We start from the raw sequence: 19,569 nt of genomic DNA, 5'->3' as shown, positions 1-19,569 counted from the left end.
AAGCTAAAGCCACTCCGCTCTCGTCTTGCAGCTTGAAGCTTGAAGCTTGAAGCTTGCACCTCAAACCTTACAACTGAAACCTCCCCCCACCCTGTCCCAAAGCCGTCGCCAACGCGTCGAATCCCGCCCTCAACAACTGATCGTCTCCCGACGTGTTGCAGATGCTTGCACGAATAAACTGCGGCACCGCCGTCTGCCCCACGGCAAAGGCTTCGGCGGTGGCGATCAGGTAATTATTCTGCTTGAGCTCCGCCTCGATTTCCGACGCGCGCCAAGGCTCCGGCACTTCAATCCAGAAGTGCGGGCTGTTGAGGTGGGTGCGGTATTGAAGGCCCGCCAACAAGTCGCGCACCAATGCCTTGCGCCGGCTGATTTCGCTGATCTGCTGGCTGAGCAGGTACTGCGCCGTGCCGTTCTCGATCCACTGCGTGGCCAGTTCCAGAGTCACCGGCGTGGCCATCCAGCAGGTTGAACGCAACGCCGCCGAGATGCGGCTGACCAACGCCGGCGGTGCGTGCACATAGCCCACCCGCAGGCCCGCCGAGACGGCCTTGCTCAGGCTGCTGATTAAAATCGTACGTTCGGGGGCGAAAAAACTCAGCGGCGGTGGCCGGTCTTCCACCAGTACACCGTGGGCCTCGTCTTCAAGGATCAACAGGTTGTGTTCCCGGCATACTTTGACCAGCGCTTCACGCCGCGCCACCGACAGCACCGCGGTGGTCGGGTTCTGAATCGTCGGCGTGCAGTACAGCGCCGAAATACGGTGATTCCGACAGACTTCATCCAGCGCGCTCGGCAACAGACCCTCTTCATCCATTTCCAGCCCGATCAGGCGGATGCCAAGCATCCGCGCGGCGGTGATCAGCCCGGGATAGGTCAGCTGTTCGGTGACCACCGTGTCCCCTGCGCGCAGCAACGCCATCATCGCGCAGAGCAACCCATGCTGGCCGCCATTGACGCAGATGACCTGTTCGGGAATCGGATGAAAATCGCGCTGCACCAGCCACTGCGCACCCGCGTCGCGATAGCGCGGCAGGCCGGCATCCGGCGTGTAGGCGCTGATGTCCTGCAAAAACTTGGCATTGGTCGCCAGGGTCTGGAAGCTCTGGGCCAGGAAGGCAGTCTCCTGCCCCGGAATATGCATGTTGCGACTCATGTCGAAGTACTGGCGCGGCTCTTCGCTGACATTGCGAAACCCTTCATCGCGCTGACGTTCCATCCCCCGCTTGCGCACAAACGTGCCGTCGCCCACGCGCGCCACTACCAGCCCGAGGCGCTCCAGTTCGCCGTAGGCCCGGCTGATGGTGCCGATGGTTACACCCAGGTTGTCGGAAAGCACCCGATGGGGCGGCAGTTTTCGTCCAGGTTCAATCAAGCCTTCAAGGATGCCGCGCTCCATCACATCGGACAGGCGCTTGTACTTGACGCCCTGCCCGTTGGACAACCCCTCACGCATAATTGACACCATGTCAATATTTGTTTTGACAGCCATCTTTAGCCCTAATAGTGTGCTTTTACGGGTTCAATCGCCGATTTTAACAACTCATTACAAGTTCAATATAGAGTTCAATTCTGGCTCAGGGAAGCAATAAACGATGCCAATGTCCGCCGTCCTCGAAAACACCGCGAAAACAAAAACGCAAAAACAGTGGGTGGCCGGACTGGTCACCAGCGTGTTGTTCCTGATCGTGTGCCTGAGCTGGGGCACGACCTGGCTGGGCATCAAGATCGCCGTGGAAAGCGTGCCGCCGCTGACCTCAGCCGGGCTGCGCTTTCTGATCGCCTTCCCACTGTTCCTGTGCTTTGCCCTGGCCCGACGCGAGCCGATCCTGTTTCCCCGCGAGAGTCGCTGGTTCTTTGTCTTCGTGACGTTGTCGTATTTCAGCGTTCCCTACTACCTGCTCAATTACGGCGAGATGCACGTATCGTCCGGCCTTACCGCCCTGTTATTCAGCTGCATGCCGGTATTCATTCTGATTTTTTCCGCGCTGTTCCTTCGCGAGCGCATCTACTTTTCCCAGGTGGTCGGCATCGGCATCGGTTTCGGCAGCCTCTACATGATCATCAGGAGCCAGGGCCTGCACCTGGACCACGCCGAATTCCTGGGCGTATTGGCGATTTTGACCGCTGCGATCATGCATGCCCTGTGCTACGTCATCACCAAGCTCAAAGGCAGCGCCATCAGCGTAATCAGCTACAACACCCTGCCCATCGGGATTGCCGGGCTGATGCTGTTCATCGCCGGCCTGTTCGTTGAAACACCGAGTTTCGACGCCATCACCCTGCGCTCATGGAGCGCGTTGCTCTACCTGGGGCTGGTGGCCTCGGTGGGCGGATTTATCGTGTACTTCATGCTGCTCAAGCGCCTGAGCCCGATCATCCTGTCGTTCGTGTTCATCATTTTCCCGGTATTCGCGGTCATCATCGGCGCCTGGTATGAAGGCGTGCCGATCTCCCATGACTTGATGCTCTACTCGGCGATCCTGCTGGCCGGCTTTGCAATCACCAAACTGCCGATTGAAAAACTGCTGGCCAAGAAAAATTGACCCGCCCGACCCAACCACCCCAGCAACGCGAGAGAAACATGGAAGTGCTCCGCCCCGATGCCCTGGAACAGATCTACGCCCACGCCAGCCGCAGTTATCCCGAAGAATGCTGTGGTTTTGTCTTCGCCGACGGCAGTGTGTACCTGGGCAGCAATATCCAGAATGAACTGCACCGCAAGGACCCCGAGATGTACCCGCGCAGCGCGGCCGATGGCTACACCTTCTCGGTGGCCGACACGCTGCTGCTGAACAAGGCGTTTCGCAGCGACAACCCGGTAGTGGTGATCTACCACTCGCACCCGGATGTCGGTGCCTATTTCAGCGACGAAGACCAGGACAAGGCGCTGTTCATGGGCGAGCCGATCTACCCGGTCAGCTACCTGGTAGTCGACGTTCGCCAGGGCCAGGCCCTGGGCTCCAAGTTGTTTGCCTGGGACGGCAAGCATTTCGCCGCACAACCTTTCAACGACCTGCACACGGAGTTGTCCATGAACGCTGTCTCTTTCCCCGACATTCTGGTTCGCGTGGCCAAGCTACCGGAATCGACCCTCGAGGGCGCCGGATCGACATTGCGCGAAGTCATTGAAAACCTCTGCAACAGCCACCCGCAATTGCGCCCGCATCTGTTCCACGAAAAGAACAACCAGCTCAAGGAACACTTCCTGTTCACCGCCGAAGACGAATTGATCGCGGCCGACGACCTGCTGCCCGAAAAGGCCAGCATCGAAGTGCTGCTCGCCACCTCCGGCGGCATCGGCGTCGACACCTTGAGCAATGAAGAAGTGCAGCGCTACGTGCGTCACATCACCCTGCCCGGCGTCGGTCGCGAAGGCCAGTTGAGCCTCAAGAAAGCCAAGGTGCTGATCATCGGCACCGGCGGCCTTGGCTCGCCGATCAGCCTGTACCTGGCGGCGGCCGGCGTCGGCACCCTGGGACTGGTGGATTTCGATGTGGTGGAGAGCAGCAACCTGCAACGCCAGATCGTGCATGGCAACAGCACCCTGGGTCTGCCCAAGGTCGAGTCCGCCAGACGGCGCCTGCAGGACCTCAATCGCCATATCCGCATCAACGCGCACGACACCGCGCTGACCGCCGACAATGCCCTTGAGCTGGTGGGTGCCTACGACCTGGTGATCGACGGCACCGACAATTTCGACACGCGCTACCTGGTCAACGACGCCTGCGTACAGCTGGGCAAGCCCTTGGTATATGGCGCCATTTACCGCTTCGACGGTCAGATCAGCGTGCTCAACTACCAAGGTGGGCCGTGTTATCGCTGCCTGTTCCCGAGCGCCCCGCCCGCCGAACTGGCGCCCAATTGCAGCGCCGGCGGTGTGATCGGCGTGTTGCCCGGCGTGGTCGGGATGATCCAGGCCACCGAGGCGATCAAACTGCTGATCGGCCTTGGCGAACCGTTATCCGGCCGCCTGATGCGTTTCGATGCCCTGGCGATGAAATTCAGCGAAATCCGCTTCAAGCGTCGCGCCGATTGCCCGTGCTGCTCGGAACTGCGCCACAGCGAAACCGTGGCGCCAGCCGTGTGCGCCGATGCCGTGCCACGCCAACCCGCACTGGCCGAGGAACGCTACATCCAGCCGCAAGGGCTCAAACAGGTCATCGAACACCCCAGCAGCGCCGACGTGCTGCTGGACGTACGCGACGCCAGCGAACTGGAGGTGTGCAAACTGCCGGGCGTGGTGCATATCCCCCTGGCCGAGCTGGACGGGCAACTCGATCGCCTCAGCCGCGATAACACCCATTACCTGATCTGCTACGCCGGCAGCCGCGCCGAGCAGGCCGCCAGCACGTTGCTGGCGGCGGGCTTTGCCAACACCAAAGTCCTGCGAGGCGGCATGAAACACTGGGTTCGCGACGTCGAACCCGACATGCCTTTGTACTGATCACCCGCCATGGGCTCCTACCTGATGTTGCATAACTCTATTCTCGACGCCATTGGCCAGACGCCCATCGTGCGCCTGGCGCAGTTTTCCGAAGACCTTGGTATCGAGGTCTACGCCAAGCTCGAATCCCTCAATCCCGGCGGCAGCCACAAGGCGCGCATCGCCTTGGGCATGATCCTCGACGCCGAGCGCCGCGGCGTACTGATCCGCGACTCCGGGCAAACGATCATCGAACCCAGCGGCGGTAATACCGGTATCGGTCTGGTGATGGCCGGCAACGTGCTCGGCTACAAAGTGGTGCTGGTGATCCCCGACAATTACAGCCCGGAAAAACAGAAATTGCTGCGCCTGTATGGAGCCAAGGTAGTGCTGTCGGACAGCCGCCTCGGTAACAATTCCCATGGTGAGAAGTGCATGGAACTGCAGCTGGAAAACCCCAGCTACGTGATGCTCAACCAGCAACGCAACGGCGCCAACCCGCAGACCCACCGCGATACCACGGCACGGGAAATCATCCGTGCCTTCGGCGACCGCCGCGTGGACTATTTCGTCAGCGGCATCGGCACCGGCGGGCATATCACCGGGATCGGTGAAACGCTGAAGACCACCTGGCCGGCCATCCGGGTGATGGGCGTGGAACCGGAGGAATGCGACCTGTTACAAAACCGGCACGCGCCGCACCACATCCAGGGCCTGTCGATCGGACTGATTCCCAGCATCCTCAACCTGGATGTGATCGACGGCATGCTCAAGGTGTCGCACCAGGACTGTCTCGACATGATGAAGCGCATCATGCGCACCGATGCCATCAGCCTGGGCCTGTCCTCCGCCGCCAATATGGTGGCCATTGCCAGGCTCGCCCCCGAACTGCCGCCCGAAACGGTGGTGTTGACCATGGTCTACGACAATGCCGACAGCTACCTGCCCAGTTTCGAATAACCGGTTTTTCAATGATCCAGAACGCGGGGGTGCCTCCATGGGTGGCTTTATCGACATGCAACATCTGCACGATGAGTTGCTCACCCATCTCATCAAGACCCTCACGCCCGCGCAGATGAAGCAGCTGGAACCCCATCTGGCGCCGCTGATCCAGAACGCGGCCCAGGCAGTGGCCGAAGACTTGATCGCATACGCCTACCGCGACCCGGCCTCCCGAGGGCGTGGTGAGCTGATCCTGGAGTCCTACGCGTCATTCAAGGCCGTGCTGTATTACCGCCTCGCCCACCTGGTGTGGAATTTCCCCGACCGCATCAACGGCGTCTTCTCGCGTATCGCTTTGAAGCTCAGCAACCAGGGCAAGGTGTTGTCCGGCGCCGAGATACACCCGGCAGCACGCATCGGACGGCGTTTCGTGCTGGACCACGGCTACGGCACGGTGATCGGCGAAACCTGCGAGATCGGCAATGACTGCTACATCCTCTGCGGCGTAACCCTGGGCGCCCGGGGCATCGCCAATAACCCCGACGGCAAGCGCCATCCGCGCCTGGGCAACAATGTCGAGGTTGGCTCCGGCGCCCGTGTGCTCGGCTATGTGCAGATCGGCGACAACGTATTTATCAGCCCGTCCTGCGTGATTACCCAAGACGTGCCCGCCGGCACCAAGGTGAAGGTGGTCAACCAGATCCAGTTGCAAAAGAACGATGAGTCGGACCACAGCCAGTACCTCGGTGCCTTTGCCCTGGACGAACGCTTGCACGTGGTGGGCGAGATCACGGCCAGCCACAAGGTCACGGTACTGGACGCCGACTTCCACCCGCTGCCGGGGTTGATGCTCGAGCCCACGGTGAAGGAGCGCCACCACCTGCAATTTCGCCTGCACCGGCTAGAGCCCGCCAGCCACCTGCCGCGCCTGCCGCTGAACCTGAAGGTCTGCGGGCCGGAATTTGAAATCACCCTGCTCTCCCCCCCTGGCTTGAGCGCAATGGTGCGCCACCTGTTGCAAGCCAGCCCATCGATCGTCGGAGGTTGAACATGTCCGTGCACACCATGGAAACCCTGGCGCTGTTCGACAGCGCGCCCTATCAGAACGCCTTCAGCGCCCGGGTGATTGCCGTCAGCGAACACGGCATCGCCCTGGAGCACACCTTGTTCTACCCTACAGGCGGCGGCCAACCGGGCGACACCGGGCATATCACTCTGCCCGACGGAACCCGAGTGGCGGTGACGGGCACGGTGCGCGACCCGGTGCTGCGCTCGATCATCTGGCATCAGGTCGAGCAGTGCCCCGAGCAATTGACCGCCGGCGTACAGGTGGACGCCGGCCTCGACTGGGAGCGGCGTTACCAGCACATGAAGATGCACACCTGCCTGCACTTGCTGTGCTCGCTTATCGACGCGCCTGTGACCGGCTGCAGCATCAGCGCCGATAAGGGGCGCCTGGATTTCGACCTGCCGGAAATGACTCTCGACAAAGATAGCATCACCCGTGACCTCAACGCCTTGATCGAACAGGCGCATCCGGTCAAGACGCTGTCGATGCCGGCCTCGGAATACACCACCCTGCTGCAGATCACTCGCACCCAGGCCGTCGCACCACCGGTAGTGCAGGGTTCGGTGCGCGTGATTGAAATCGCTGGGATCGATATCCAGCCATGCGGCGGCACCCACGTGCTCAACACCGAGGAAATCGGCCGGGTGTTCTGCGAAAAGATCGAAAAAAAGAGCAAGCACAACCGCCGGGTGATCCTTCGGTTCGAGTGAATGCCCTTCAAATATGGGAAGGGGTTGTGGTGCAGGCTATGGTGGTGAGCAGCCTTGTTGTGGTGAGCAGGCTTGCCCTGCGCTGGGTCGCGAAGCGGCCCCAAACCCAGGCACCTCGGTGTGTCAGCTAAACCACTTCGCCTCAAATGGGGCTGCTTCGCAGCCCAACGCGGGACAAGCCCGCTCACCACAGAGTTATTTCAACCTTTGAAACGTGTGTAGATATCTATGGCTATCGGGGCCAAATGCACCGAGTCGCCGGATGGCGCGGTGTTGCTGAGTTAGGTGTTTGGATGTAGCGAGTGGTGATCCCTCTCTGACCCAGAGGAATCTAACTGTGGGAGGGGGCTTGCCCCCGATGGCGGCCTGACAGCCGACCAGGATGTTGGGTCAGACCGAGTACATATCCGTTGCTGCGGTCATGGCGGCTATGGGTTCCGCCCTTACGGCGGGTCACTTTTGGAAGAGCGCCAAAAGTAACCAAAAACGCTTCGCCCCACCACTCGGCACCTCGCTCAGGCTCGGTGTGCCCGGAATCCGACATTGATTTGGGGGGCCGCCGCCACGCGCCATCCATGGCGCGGGGCGGCTAAACCGGCATCCCTGCCGGTTTACCCCCCAAATCAATGCCGAATTCCGGCCAGCGTGGTTAACGGGGCGCCTGAGGTCAAAAGCGAGAGCAAGAGCGGCTCGCTTCGCATCGTGGTTAGGGTTGGTGGCTGCATGTCTTCGGTGAAAACATAGCCTGAGAAAATGAGGTTCTTGTAGTGAACGGGCTTGCTGTGGTGAGCAGGCTTGTCAAATCGTCGCACCGCCCCTGCCACAGGTTTAGCTCGGCGCATCCTGCTAGATCACGAACAAGTCCACGAAACGGTTGACCGGGGTGGCTTCAAGCTTCGCCTGATCCTTGCACAACGCAAAAATCTCGGCACTGCGCTGCGCGGTAAACCGCGTGGCCAGGTTGGCCTTGAACTTGTCTTCCAGCAATGGAATGCCCTGCGCCCGACGGCGGCGATGACCTATCGGATATTCCACCGCCACCTCTTCGGTGCAAGTGCCATCGGTAAAGAACACTTGCACCGCATTGGCAATCGAACGCTTGTCGGCCTCCAGGTATTCACGGCTGTAGCGCGGGTTCTCGACGATGACCATCTTGTTGCGCAGCACGTCGATGATCGGGTGCGCGGCATGGAAAGTATCCTCGTAGTGCTCGGCCACCAGGTTGCCGAACGCCAGGGGCACGGCGGTCATGTATTGCAGGCAGTGGTCGCGGTCGGCGGCGTTGGCCAGGGGGCCGACCTTGGAGATGATGCGAATCGCTGACTCATGGGTAGTGATCACGATGCGTTCGATCTCGTGCAGGCGGTCCCTGACCTGTGGATGCAACCTCACCGCCGCTTCGCAGGCGGTCTGCGCGTGGAACTCGGCGGAAAAGCTGATCTTGAACAGCACGTTCTCCATCACATAGGTGCCATAAGGCTGACTCAAGCTGAATGCACGCTGGTCTTCGGGCTTGAGCGCCAAGTCCTTGTTTGTGTGGCTGAACAGTACGTCATAGAAACCCCATTGCGGCGCACTCAGCACCCCCGGGATGCCCATTTCGCCACGCAGCGCGATATCCGCCAGGCGTACGCCGCGACTTGAAGCGTCCCCCGCCGCCCAGGATTTGCGCGAACCGGCATTCGGCGCGTGGCGGTAGGTGCGCAACGCCTGGCCGTCGACGAATGCATGGGACAGCGCCGACAGTAACTGCTCGCGATTGGCGCCCATCAGTTTGGCGCTGACCGCGGTGGAGGCGACTTTCACCAGCAGCACATGGTCGAGGCCGACACGGTTGAACGAATTTTCCAGGGCTATCACGCCCTGGATTTCATGGGCCATGATCATCGCCTCCAGCACCGCGCGCAGGGTCAAGGGCGCATCGCCATTGGCCACGCGCTTTTGCGAGAGGTGATCGGCCATGGCGAGGATGGCGCCCAGGTTATCCGAAGGGTGGCCCCATTCGGCGGCGAGCCAGGTGTCGTTGTAGTCGAGCCAGCGCACGAGGCAGCCGATGTCCCACGCGGCCTTGACCGGGTCCAGCCGGAATGAAGTACCCGGCACCCGCGCGCCGAACGGCACCACCGTGCCCTCCACCGTCGGCCCCAGATGCTTGGTGCATTCGGGGAAACGCAGGGCCAGCAGGCCGCAGCCGAGGGTGTCCATCAGACAGTGGCGTGCGGTGTCCAGGGCGGCCTGGGATGCGATCCGATAATCGAGAACGTAATCGGCGATGTCCTGCAGGACCTGATCATAGTCAGGACGGTTGTTCTGGTCGACGTTGGCGCTCATGGCAGTTCTCCACAAGGATTGGTGTTGCGCTTTAGAAGGAGCCCCCGGGTACGCGCACGAAGCCTTCCATCAATACCCGGGCACTGCGGCTCATGATGGCCTTCTTCACCACCCATTCACCGTCCACCTGGGTGGCCTCGGCCCCCACGCGCAAGGTGCCGGACGGATGCCCGAAGCGCACGGCGTTGCGCTCGATGCCACCGGCCGCCAGGTTGACCAGCGTCCCGGAAATCGCCGCCGCCGTGCCGATCGCCACCGCCGCCGTCCCCATCATGGCGTGGTGCAACTTGCCCATCGACAGCGCGCGCACCAGCAAATCCACGTCGCCGGCCTTGATCGCCTTACCGCTGGAGGCCACGTAATCGGCGGGTTTGGCCACGAACGCTACCTTGGGCGTGTGCTGACGCTGGGCGGCTTCGTCCAGATGCTTGATCAAGCCCATGCGCAGAGCGCCATGGGCGCGCACGGTCTCGAACATCGCCAGGGCCTTGGGGTCGCTGTTGATCGCGCCTTGCAGTTCGGTGCCGGTGTAACCGAGGTCTTCGGCGTTGATAAAAATCGTCGGGATGCCGGCGTTGATCAGCGTGGCCTTGAACGTGCCGACGCCCGGCACCTCCAGCTCGTCCACCAGATTGCCGGTGGGGAACATCGAGCCGCCTCCGCCCTCTTCGTCCGCCGCCGGGTCCATGAATTCCAACTGCACTTCGGCGGCCGGGAAGGTCACGCCGTCCAATTCGAAGTCGCCGGTTTCCTGAACCGCGCCATCGGTGATCGGCACGTGGGCAATAATGGTTTTGCCGATATTGGCCTGCCAGATGCGCACCACGGCCACGCCATTGCGCGGCACACGGGCCGGGTCCACCAGCCCGGCGCTGATGGCGAACGAACCCACCGCCGCCGACAGGTTGCCGCAGTTGCCGCTCCAGTCCACGAAGGGCTTGTCGATGGAGACCTGGCCGAACAGGTAATCCACGTCGTGATCGGCGCGGGTGCTCTTGGCCAGGATCACCGTCTTACTGGTGCTGGACGTGGCGCCGCCCATGCCGTCGATTTGCTTGTCGTAGGGATCGGGGCTGCCGATCACTCGCAACAACAAGGCGTCGCGTGCCGCACCCGGCACCTGCGCCGACGCGGGCAGGTCCTGGAGGCTGAAAAAAACGCCCTTGCTGGTGCCGCCACGCATATAGGTGGCGGGGATTTTGATTTGCGGTGCGTGTGCCATGGTCATCCTCCTCAGGCGGTCGCCGCCGATTCCAGGAAGTCCTGGGCAAAACGCTGCAATACGCCACCCGCCTCGTAGATCGACACTTCTTCGGCGGTGTCCAGGCGGCAGGTGACCGGCACTTCGACACGGGCGCCATTCTTGCGGTTGATCACCAACGTCAGTTGCGCGCGCGGGGTGCGTTCGCCGACCACATCATAGGTTTCACTGCCGTCGATCTGCAGGGTGTGCCGGTTGGTACCCGGCAGGAACTCCAGCGGCAACACACCCATGCCCACCAGATTGGTGCGGTGGATACGCTCGAACCCTTCGGCGGCAATTGCTTCCACGCCGGCCAGGCGCACGCCCTTGGCCGCCCAGTCACGGGACGAGCCCTGGCCGTAGTCGGCGCCGGCGATGATGATCAGCGGCTGTTTGCGCTCCATGTAGGTTTCGATGGCTTCCCACATCCGCGTGACCTTGCCTTCCGGCTCGATGCGCGCCAGGGAACCCTGCTTGACCTTGCCGTTTTCCACCACCATTTCGTTGAACAGTTTCGGGTTGGCGAAGGTGGCGCGCTGCGCGGTCAGGTGGTCGCCACGGTGAGTGGCATAGGAGTTGAAGTCGACCTCCGGCAGGCCCATTTTCGCCAGGTACTCACCGGCGGCGCTGTCGAGCATGATCGCATTGGATGGCGACAGGTGGTCGGTGGTGATGTTGTCCGGCAGCACCGCCAGCGGCCGCATGCCCTTGAGCGGCCGCGCCCCGGCCAGCGCGCCTTCCCAGTACGGCGGACGACGGATATAGGTGCTCTGCGGACGCCAGTCGTACAGCGGCGCGACTTTCGGGCCGGTGTCCTCGTGGATCGCGAACATCGGGATATACACCGCGCGAAACTGCTCCGGCTTGACCGACGCCTGGACCACCGCGTCGATTTCTGCGTCGCTCGGCCAGATGTCCTGCAGGCGGATCTCCTTGCCGTCGGCGTCGAAGCCCAGCACGTCTTTCTCGATATCGAAACGGATGGTGCCGGCAATCGCATACGCCACCACCAGCGGCGGCGAGGCGAGAAAGGCTTGCTTGGCGTACGGGTGGATGCGCCCATCGAAGTTACGATTGCCCGACAATACGGCGGTGGCATACAGGTCGCGGTCGATGATTTCCTGCTGGATCGCTGGGTCGAGCGCGCCGGACATGCCATTGCACGTGGTGCAGGCAAACGCCACCACGCCAAAACCGAGTTTTTCCAGTTCATGGCCCAGGCCGGCTTCTTCCAAGTACATCGCCACGGTTTTCGAGCCTGGCGCCAGGGACGACTTGACCCACGGCTTGCGCGTGAGCCCCAGTTTGTTGGCGTTGCGCGCCAACAGGCCTGCGGCAATTACGTTGCGCGGGTTGCTGGTGTTGGTGCAGCTGGTGATGGCGGCAATGATCACCGCACCGTCGGGCATTTGGCCGGGCACTTCGTCCCATTGGCCGCTGATGCCTTTGGCGGCCAGGTCGCGGGTGGCGACGCGGGCGTGCGGGTTGCTCGGGCCGGCCATGTTGCGCACCACGCTGGACAGGTCGAAGGTCAGGCCGCGCTCGTATTGCGCGCCCTTGAGATCGTCGGCCCACAACCCGGTATGGCGAGCATATTGCTCGACCAGCGCGACCTGCTGGTCTTCGCGGCCGGTGAGTTTGAGGTAGGCAATGGTCTGTGGGTCGATGTAGAACATCGCCGCCGTGGCGCCGTATTCCGGGGCCATGTTGGAGATGGTTGCGCGGTCGCCGAGGGTCAGTTTGGACGCGCCCTCACCGAAGAATTCCAGCCAGGCGCCGACCACTTTTTGTTGACGCAGAAACTCGGTCAGCGCCAGCACCATATCGGTGGCGGTGATGCCAGGCTGCAGTTCTCCGGTCAGTTCCACACCCACGCTTTCCGGCAGGCGCATCCACGACGCGCGGCCGAGCATCACGCTTTCGGCTTCCAGGCCGCCGACGCCGATGGCGATCACGCCCAGGGCATCCACATGCGGGGTATGGCTGTCGGTGCCGACGCAGGTATCGGGGAACGCCACGCCGTCGCGCACCTGGATCACCGGGGACATTTTCTCCAGGTTGATCTGGTGCATGATGCCGTTGCCCGGTGGGATCACGTCGACATTCTTGAAGGCTTTCTTGGTCCATTCGATAAAGTGGAAACGGTCTTCGTTGCGACGGTCTTCGATGGCGCGGTTTTTCTCGAACGCGTCCGGGTCGGAACCACCGGCTTCGACGGCCAGGGAGTGGTCGACGATCAGCTGTGTCGGCACCACCGGATTGACCTGCGCCGGATCACCGCCTTGCAGGGCGATGGCATCGCGCAGGCCGGCGAGGTCGACCAGTGCGGTCTGACCGAGAATGTCATGACACACCACACGCGCCGGAAACCACGGAAAATCCAGATCGCGCCTGCGCTCGATCAACTGGCTCAGGGAGGCGTTGAGGGTGGCAGGCTCGCAACGGCGCACCAGGTTCTCGGCGAGTACACGAGAGGTATAAGGCAGCGTGGCATAGGCGCCGGGACGGATGGCGTCGACCGCCGCACGGGCGTCGAAGTAATCCAGGCGACTGCCGGGGAGCGGTTTGCGAAATTCAGTGTTCATCGTCAGGACTCGGTCACGGTGATTGCAAAAGGAGGACCTGCTCCGATCCAAAATTGAAATGCGACTTAATGTGGGAGGGGGCTTGCCCCTCCCACACTGGGTCCGGTTTCCACTTCGGGATCGTCGGTATTCCCATTCAGCGACGTTCGATTGGCACGAACTTGCGCTGCTCCACGCCGATGTACTCGGCGCTTGGACGGATGATGCGGTTGTTGGCGCGCTGCTCAAATACGTGGGCCGCCCATCCTGTAAGCCGCGAGCACACGAAGATCGGCGTGAACAGCTTGGTCGGGATGCCCATGAAGTGGTACGCCGAGGCATGGTAGAAGTCGGCGTTGGGGAACAGTTTCTTCTGTTCCCACATGGTTTTGTCGATGGCTTCGGAGACCGGGAACAGCACGGTGTCGCCTACTTCATCGGCGAGTTTTTTCGCCCAACCCTTGATCACTTCGTTGCGCGGGTCGCTGTCTTTGTAGATCGCGTGGCCGAAGCCCATGATTTTGTCCTTGCGCGCCAGCATGCCGAGGGTGCCTTCCACCGCTTCTTCGGCCGAGGCGAAGCGCTCGATCATCTCCATCGCCGCTTCGTTGGCGCCGCCGTGCAGCGGGCCGCGCAGGGAACCGATGGCGGCGGTGACGCAGGAATACAGGTCCGACAAGGTCGAGGCACAGACCCGCGCGGTGAACGTCGAGGCGTTGAATTCATGTTCGGCGTAGAGAATCAGCGATACGTTCATGACTTTTTCATGCAACTCGCTCGGTTTCTTGCCGTGCAGCAGATGCAGGAAGTGAGCGCCGATGCTCGGCTCGTCGCTCACGCAGTCGATGCGCTTACCGTCGTGGCTGAAGCGATACCAGTAGCACATGATCGCCGGGAATGCGGCGAGCAGGCGGTCGGTGACATCGCGCTGGGCGCCGAAGTCTTTTTCCGGCTCGATATTGCCCAGAAACGAGCAACCGGTGCGCATCACGTCCATCGGGTGGGCGTCGGCGGGGATACGTTCGAGCACTTCTTTGAGCGCCTGCGGCAGGTCGCGCAACGTGCTCAGCTTGGCACTGTAGGCCGCCAATTCGGTTTTGCTCGGCAACTCGCCGTACAACAGCAGGTAGGCGACTTCTTCGAATTGCGCGTCGGCGGCCAATTCACGCACGTCGTAGCCGCGATAGGTCAGGCCGGCACCGGCCTGGCCCACGGTGGACAGTGCAGTCTGCCCGGCCACCTGGCCACGCAGGCCGGCGCCACTCAATACTTTTGCTTCAGCCATGGTTCTTCTCCAATTTTGTAATTATCAGGGAGGCGCTGCGCTTATTTCTTGGCGGCGAACAGCGCGTCGAGCTTCTGCTCGAAGGTGTGGTAGTCGATGCGATCGTAAAGCTCCATGCGCGTTTGCATGGTGTCGATCACGTTCTGTTGGGTGCCGTCGCGACGGATCGCGGTGTACACGTTTTCGGCGGCCTTGTTCATGGCGCGAAAGGCCGAGAGCGGGTACAGCACCAGGGAAACATTCGCAGATTTCAACTGTTCGGTGGTGTACAACGGGGTCGAGCCGAATTCGGTGATATTGGCCAGGATCGGCGCTTTTACCCGCGCAGCGAACAGTTTGTACATCTCAAGCTCGGTGATCGCTTCCGGGAACACCATGTCGGCACCGGCTTCGATGCACGCGGCGGCACGCTCCAGCGCGGACTCCAGGCCTTCGACGGCGAGGGCATCGGTGCGCGCCATGATCACGAAACTGTCATCGGTGCGCGCGTCCACGGCGGCCTTGATGCGGTCGACCATTTCCTGCTGGGATACGATTTCTTTGTTCGGACGATGGCCGCAGCGCTTGGCGCCCACCTGGTCTTCGATATGAATGGCGGCCGCGCCGAACTTAATCATCGACTTGACCGTGCGCGCCACGTTGAAGGCCGAGGAACCGAAGCCGGTGTCCACATCCACCAACAGCGGCAAATCGCACACGTCGGTGATGCGCCGCACGTCGGTCAGTACGTCGTCCAGCCCGGTGATACCCAGGTCCGGCACGCCCAGGGAACCGGCGGCCACCCCGCCACCCGAGAGATAGATGGCCTTGAAGCCGGCGCGCTTGGCCAACAGCGCATGGTTGGCGTTGATCGCGCCGACGACCTGCAACGGGTGCTCGCTGGCCACCGCGTCACGGAAGCGCTGGCCGGGTGTGCTTTTGTTGTTCGAACTCATGACTCACCTCTATCAGGGGCGCCGCCTGGGAAATGACGGGCAATATTGCGTTTGGAAGCGCCGATATGCCGGCGCATCAATAACTCGGCCAGTTCGCCGTCGCGATCGGCAATCGCATCAAGAATGCGGTGATGCTCGGCAAACGCCTGGCGGGGGCGGTTGGGCGTGGTGGAGAACTGGATGCGGTACATGCGCACCAACTGGTACAGCTCGCCGCAGAGCATCTGGGTAAGCGTGCGGTTGCCCGCGCCTTGAATGATGCGGTAATGAAAGTCGAAGTCGCCTTCCTGCTGGTAGTAGCCGACACCGGCCTGGAACGCCGCGTCCCGCTCATGGGTGTGCAGCACCTGGCGCAGCTCTTCAATCTCGGCATCGGTCATGCGCTCGGCGGCCAGGCGACAGGCCATGCCTTCCAGGGATTCGCGGATTTCGTACAGTTCGATCAGCTCGGCATGGCTGAGCGAAACCACCCGCGCGCCTACGTGCGGCACCCGCACCAGCAGGCGCTGGCCTTCCAGGCGGTGGATCGCTTCACGCAGCGGGCCACGGCTGATGCCGTAGGTGCGCGCCAGCTCCGGTTCGGAAATCTTGCTGCCGGGGGCGATCTCACCTTTGACGATGGCTGCCTGGATCCGCCGAAAGACGTTCTCCGACATCGTTTGGGACTCGTCTGACGCCACCGTCGGAAGTTCTGATTGAACCGGCATATTGTCGACACCTTGAAAACCAATGCGGCAAAAACTAGCCAATCAATCACGTTTAGTCAAAGAATAAATGCATATTGTCGACAATCGTCTAATAACCTCGACGCGTCGCTTAGGAGCATGGCCGGCTGCCAGCGCTGGCGCCAGAAAAGCATCATGCTAGAATGCCCGCCGCCTTTGCCTGACATCGCTTGATGAAACGGCGCACCAGAGATTGCGCAGTCATGCCAGTCGCCATGAATGAACATCGCACTGCACCGCGTCAGGATCTATGAGACTCAAGCCCCTCCCCCTAATGTTTTGCCTGTTGTCCATCCCGAGCCTTGGCGCCGCCGCCGAGAAGACCGTGTATGGCCTCAACGAATATGCCCAATTGGCCGGTATCGACCTGGAAGTCGCCGCCAAATTGGACACCGGTGCCAAGACCGCCTCCCTCAGCGCCCGCGATATCAAGCGTTTCAAACGCAACGGCGAATCCTGGGTGCGCTTCTACCTGGCCATCGACACCGCCCATTCCCACCCCATCGAACGCCCCCTGGCCCGCGTCAGCAAGATCAAGCGCCGCGCCGGTGACTACGACCCCGATGAGGACAAGAACTACACCGCCCGCCCGGTGATTGCCCTGGATATCTGCATGGGCACCGCTTTACGCAGCATAGAAGTGAACTTGACTGACCGCAGCGCTTTCCAATATCCGCTGCTGATCGGCTCCGAAGCGCTCAAACGCTTTGATGCGCTGGTCGACCCCAGTCTTAAATATGCAGCAGGCAAACCTGCCTGCGCCGCCGACGCTCATACCGCCGAGTAAACCGAATGCGCTCTCTGACCCTGCACCTGAAAATCCTCATCACCCTTCTGGTGGTGCTGGGCATTTCGGTCACCGCCTACCAGATCTTCGTGCTGGGGATCCCCGTGACCGAGGACGCCACGGATGACCTGTGGAACATCGACGCCAAGGTCGAGTTCGTCGCCAGCCCCAAGGACCCGGTCAAGATCCAGATGTTCGTGCCGCCGTTGAGCCGTGACTTCGTCAGTCTCAATGAGAGCTTCATCTCCAATAACTACGGGGTGAGCGTCAACCGCATCGACGGCAATCGCAAGGTCACCTGGTCGGCGCGCCGGGCCAAGGGCAACCAGACCCTGTATTACCGCCTGGTGCTGACCAAGCGCTACAGCGGCGAAAAAGCCAAGATCAAAGGCCCGACCTTCCGTGACAGCATCGCCGTGGAAGGCCCGGAAAAAATCGCCGCCGAAGCCCTGCTGGCGCCGATCCGCCAGCACTCGGCCGACGTCGAGACCTTTATCACCGAAGCCATCAAGCGCACCAATAACCTCAACGATGACAATGTGAAGCTGCTGCTGGCGGGCGACCCCTCGACGCCGCACAAAGCCAAGATCGTCGAGTTGCTGCTGTCCATCGCCCACGTGCCGGTGGAAAAAGTCCACACCATCCGCCTGGTCGCCGACCAACCGCAAACCCCGGAACTGTGGCTGCGCAGCTTCAATGGCAACGACTGGCTGTACTTCAACCCGGAAACCGGCGAACCGGGCCTGCCCGCCGACCGCCTGCTGTGGTGGACCGGCGATGAAAACCTGATCACCGTCGATGGCGGCAAGAAAGCCATGGTCACCTTCAGCCTCAACAACAGCGAAATGAACGCGATTCGCCTGGCCAAGCTGACCGACGAAAACACCGACGCCAATTTCCTCGAATACTCGCTGTACGGCCTGCCGCTGCAGACCCAGCAGACCTTCATGATCATGGTGATGATCCCGATCGGCGTGCTGGTGATCCTGATCCTGCGCAACCTGATCGGCCTGCAGACCCTGGGCACCTTCACCCCGGTGCTGATCGCCCTGGCGTTCCGTGAAACACAGCTGGGCTTCGGAATTGTGTTGTTCACCATCATCACCGCGCTGGGGCTGTCCCTGCGCTCGTACCTGGAACACTTGAAACTGCAGATGCTGCCGAGGCTGTCGGTGGTGCTGACGTTTGTGGTGGTGTTGATCGCCGCGATCAGCCTGTTCAGTCATAAGTTGGGGCTGGAGCGCGGCTTGTCGGTGGCGCTGTTCCCGATGGTGATCCTGACCATGACCATTGAACGCCTGTCGATTACCTGGGAAGAACGCGGCGCCAGCCATGCCCTGAAAGTGGCGATCGGTACGCTGTTCGCTGCGTCCCTGGCACACATCATCATGAGCGTGCCGGAGCTGATCTACTTTGTGTTCACCTTCCCGGCGATCCTGCTGATCCTGGTGGGCTTCATGCTGGCCATGGGTCGTTATCGCGGCTATCGCCTGACCGAACTGGTGCGGTTCAAGGCCTTCCTCAAGGCTGATTCGTAATGTTCGGCTTCTGGAAGACCTGGAAAGCCCTGGAGGCGCGGGGGATCATGGGCATCAACCGGCGTAATGCCGACTACGTGCTCAAGTACAACAAGCGCAGCCTCTACCCGATCGTGGATGACAAGATCATCACCAAGGAACGGGCGCTGGCGGCCGGCATCCATGTGCCGGAAATGTACGGGGTGATCTCCACCGAAAAGGAAATCGACAAGCTCGACGAGATCATCGGCGGGCGCAGCGATTTCGTGATCAAGCCGGCCCAGGGCGCCGGCGGTGACGGCATCCTGGTGGTGGCCGACCGCTTTGAAGGGCGCTACCGCACGGTGTCCGGCAAGATCATCAGCCACGAGGAGATCGAACATCAGATTTCCAGCATTCTCACCGGGCTGTACTCCCTGGGCGGCCACCGCGACCGCGCGCTGATCGAATACCGCGTGGTGCCCGACCAGATCTTCAAAAGCATCAGTTACGAAGGCGTGCCGGACATCCGCATCATCGTGCTGATGGGTTACCCGGTGATGGCCATGCTGCGCCTGCCGACCCGGCAGTCCGGCGGCAAGGCCAACCTGCACCAAGGCGCAATCGGCGTGGGCGTCGACCTGGCCACCGGCCTGACCCTGCGCGGCACCTGGCTGAACAACATCATTACCAAACACCCCGACACCACCAACGCGGTGGACGGCGTGCAACTGCCCAACTGGGACGGCTTCATGAAGCTCGCGGCGGGCTGCTATGAACTGTGCGGGCTGGGCTATATCGGCGTGGACATGGTGCTCGACCAGGAAAAAGGCCCGCTGATCCTGGAGCTGAATGCAAGGCCGGGGCTGAATATCCAGATCGCCAACGACTGCGGCCTGACCTTGCGTACCCATGCGGTAGAGGCGCGGCTGGAAGAACTGAAGGCTGCCGGCGTGACGGAAACCGTGGAAGAGCGGGTGAAGTTCGTGCAGGCGATGTTCGGCCATATTCCGCCCGTTGAAGGCTGATCCGGCCTTCGAACTGTCTATCCCCGAC

General features: G+C 61.6%; 15 protein-coding genes. 8 read left to right on the top strand and 7 right to left on the bottom strand.

The features are described 5' to 3' along the window. Positions 1-67: 67 nt before the first annotated feature. Positions 68-1,492, bottom strand: a complete 1,425-nt coding sequence (locus OSC50_RS05955; RefSeq protein WP_253508923.1) for an aminotransferase-like domain-containing protein — start codon at positions 1,490-1,492, stop codon at positions 68-70. Positions 1,493-1,652: 160 nt separating this feature from the next. Here OSC50_RS05955 and OSC50_RS05950 point away from each other — a divergent pair, with 160 nt between their 5' ends. Genes OSC50_RS05950 through OSC50_RS05930 form a run of 5 tightly spaced genes read left to right on the top strand, consistent with a single transcriptional unit; the run spans position 1,653 to position 7,147 of the window. After that, positions 1,653-2,546: a DMT family transporter gene (locus OSC50_RS05950; protein WP_181076180.1), complete on the top strand. Its 894-nt coding sequence runs from the start codon at positions 1,653-1,655 to the stop codon at positions 2,544-2,546. Between the two features lie 38 nt (positions 2,547-2,584). Then, the gene (gene moeB / locus OSC50_RS05945; protein WP_266246338.1) at positions 2,585-4,447 is read left to right on the top strand and encodes a molybdopterin-synthase adenylyltransferase MoeB; all 1,863 of its coding nucleotides are present in this window, start codon (positions 2,585-2,587) and stop codon (positions 4,445-4,447) included. 24 nt (positions 4,448-4,471) lie between these two features. Further along, complete coding sequence (locus OSC50_RS05940) at positions 4,472-5,386, top strand: PLP-dependent cysteine synthase family protein (protein ID WP_253511900.1); 915 nt, start codon at positions 4,472-4,474, stop codon at positions 5,384-5,386. A 37-nt stretch (positions 5,387-5,423) separates the two neighbouring features. Next, a complete protein-coding gene (locus tag OSC50_RS05935; RefSeq protein WP_181076160.1) occupies positions 5,424-6,416 on the top strand; it encodes a serine O-acetyltransferase in 993 nt (330 codons plus the stop codon). 2 nt (positions 6,417-6,418) lie between these two features. Further along, positions 6,419-7,147, top strand: a complete 729-nt coding sequence (locus OSC50_RS05930) for an alanyl-tRNA editing protein (RefSeq protein ID WP_253508927.1) — start codon at positions 6,419-6,421, stop codon at positions 7,145-7,147. Positions 7,148-7,993: 846 nt separating this feature from the next. Here OSC50_RS05930 and prpD read toward each other — a convergent pair. The 6 genes from prpD to OSC50_RS05900 all read right to left on the bottom strand — a co-directional run bounded on the left by prpD (position 7,994) and on the right by OSC50_RS05900 (position 16,212). Beyond that, positions 7,994-9,478, bottom strand: coding sequence for a 2-methylcitrate dehydratase (gene prpD, locus OSC50_RS05925; protein ID WP_266246339.1), 1,485 nt, complete (start codon positions 9,476-9,478; stop codon positions 7,994-7,996). Positions 9,479-9,509: 31 nt separating this feature from the next. Continuing rightward, positions 9,510-10,700 (bottom strand): 2-methylaconitate cis-trans isomerase PrpF, encoded by a 1,191-nt coding sequence (gene prpF, locus OSC50_RS05920; protein WP_266246340.1) that lies wholly within the window; start codon positions 10,698-10,700, stop codon positions 9,510-9,512. An 11-nt stretch (positions 10,701-10,711) separates the two neighbouring features. Continuing rightward, complete coding sequence (gene acnD / locus OSC50_RS05915) at positions 10,712-13,306, bottom strand: Fe/S-dependent 2-methylisocitrate dehydratase AcnD (RefSeq protein WP_181081672.1); 2,595 nt, start codon at positions 13,304-13,306, stop codon at positions 10,712-10,714. A gap of 136 nt (positions 13,307-13,442) precedes the next feature. Then, entirely contained in the window at positions 13,443-14,570 is a 1,128-nt protein-coding gene (gene prpC / locus OSC50_RS05910; protein ID WP_266246341.1) for a bifunctional 2-methylcitrate synthase/citrate synthase, read from the bottom strand. A 41-nt stretch (positions 14,571-14,611) separates the two neighbouring features. Then, positions 14,612-15,505, bottom strand: a complete 894-nt coding sequence (gene prpB / locus OSC50_RS05905; RefSeq protein WP_266246342.1) for a methylisocitrate lyase — start codon at positions 15,503-15,505, stop codon at positions 14,612-14,614. Continuing rightward, positions 15,502-16,212 carry a GntR family transcriptional regulator gene (locus OSC50_RS05900; RefSeq protein ID WP_181081674.1) on the bottom strand — a complete coding sequence of 237 codons (711 nt, stop codon included), beginning with the start codon at positions 16,210-16,212 and terminating at the stop codon, positions 15,502-15,504. The genes prpB and OSC50_RS05900 overlap by 4 nt, the downstream gene beginning before the upstream one ends. Positions 16,213-16,480: 268 nt before the next feature. Between OSC50_RS05900 and rloA the strand changes: the two genes are divergently transcribed. Genes rloA through OSC50_RS05885 form a run of 3 tightly spaced genes read left to right on the top strand, consistent with a single transcriptional unit; the run spans position 16,481 to position 19,541 of the window. Then, the gene (gene rloA / locus OSC50_RS05895) at positions 16,481-17,017 is read left to right on the top strand and encodes a retropepsin-like aspartic peptidase RloA (RefSeq protein ID WP_181081675.1); all 537 of its coding nucleotides are present in this window, start codon (positions 16,481-16,483) and stop codon (positions 17,015-17,017) included. Between the two features lie 5 nt (positions 17,018-17,022). After that, positions 17,023-18,555: an osmotic stress tolerance membrane protein RloB gene (gene rloB, locus OSC50_RS05890; RefSeq protein WP_181081676.1), complete on the top strand. Its 1,533-nt coding sequence runs from the start codon at positions 17,023-17,025 to the stop codon at positions 18,553-18,555. Next, positions 18,555-19,541 carry an alpha-L-glutamate ligase-like protein gene (locus tag OSC50_RS05885; RefSeq protein ID WP_034099736.1) on the top strand — a complete coding sequence of 329 codons (987 nt, stop codon included), beginning with the start codon at positions 18,555-18,557 and terminating at the stop codon, positions 19,539-19,541. The genes rloB and OSC50_RS05885 overlap by 1 nt, the downstream gene beginning before the upstream one ends. The last annotated feature ends 28 nt before the right edge of the window (positions 19,542-19,569 follow it).

Source organism: Pseudomonas quebecensis, from assembly GCF_026410085.1.
GTDB lineage: Bacteria > Pseudomonadota > Gammaproteobacteria > Pseudomonadales > Pseudomonadaceae > Aquipseudomonas > Aquipseudomonas quebecensis.
This window is presented reverse-complemented; position numbering and strand designations above follow the sequence as displayed.

Excerpts from the sequence above, each read along its gene's own strand:
- OSC50_RS05955 (WP_253508923.1), bottom strand. The coding sequence starts at position 1,492 with ATGGCTGTCAAAACAAATATTGACATGGTGTCAATTATGCGTGAGGGG.
- moeB (WP_266246338.1), top strand. The coding sequence starts at position 2,585 with ATGGAAGTGCTCCGCCCCGATGCCCTGGAACAGATCTACGCCCACGCC.
- OSC50_RS05940 (WP_253511900.1), top strand. The coding sequence starts at position 4,472 with ATGTTGCATAACTCTATTCTCGACGCCATTGGCCAGACGCCCATCGTG.
- OSC50_RS05935 (WP_181076160.1), top strand. The coding sequence starts at position 5,424 with ATGGGTGGCTTTATCGACATGCAACATCTGCACGATGAGTTGCTCACC.
- OSC50_RS05930 (WP_253508927.1), top strand. The coding sequence starts at position 6,419 with ATGTCCGTGCACACCATGGAAACCCTGGCGCTGTTCGACAGCGCGCCC.
- prpD (WP_266246339.1), bottom strand. The coding sequence starts at position 9,478 with ATGAGCGCCAACGTCGACCAGAACAACCGTCCTGACTATGATCAGGTC.
- prpF (WP_266246340.1), bottom strand. The coding sequence starts at position 10,700 with ATGGCACACGCACCGCAAATCAAAATCCCCGCCACCTATATGCGTGGC.
- acnD (WP_181081672.1), bottom strand. The coding sequence starts at position 13,306 with ATGAACACTGAATTTCGCAAACCGCTCCCCGGCAGTCGCCTGGATTAC.
- prpC (WP_266246341.1), bottom strand. The coding sequence starts at position 14,570 with ATGGCTGAAGCAAAAGTATTGAGTGGCGCCGGCCTGCGTGGCCAGGTG.
- prpB (WP_266246342.1), bottom strand. The coding sequence starts at position 15,505 with ATGAGTTCGAACAACAAAAGCACACCCGGCCAGCGCTTCCGTGACGCG.
- OSC50_RS05900 (WP_181081674.1), bottom strand. The coding sequence starts at position 16,212 with ATGCCGGTTCAATCAGAACTTCCGACGGTGGCGTCAGACGAGTCCCAA.
- rloA (WP_181081675.1), top strand. The coding sequence starts at position 16,481 with ATGAGACTCAAGCCCCTCCCCCTAATGTTTTGCCTGTTGTCCATCCCG.
- rloB (WP_181081676.1), top strand. The coding sequence starts at position 17,023 with ATGCGCTCTCTGACCCTGCACCTGAAAATCCTCATCACCCTTCTGGTG.
- OSC50_RS05885 (WP_034099736.1), top strand. The coding sequence starts at position 18,555 with ATGTTCGGCTTCTGGAAGACCTGGAAAGCCCTGGAGGCGCGGGGGATC.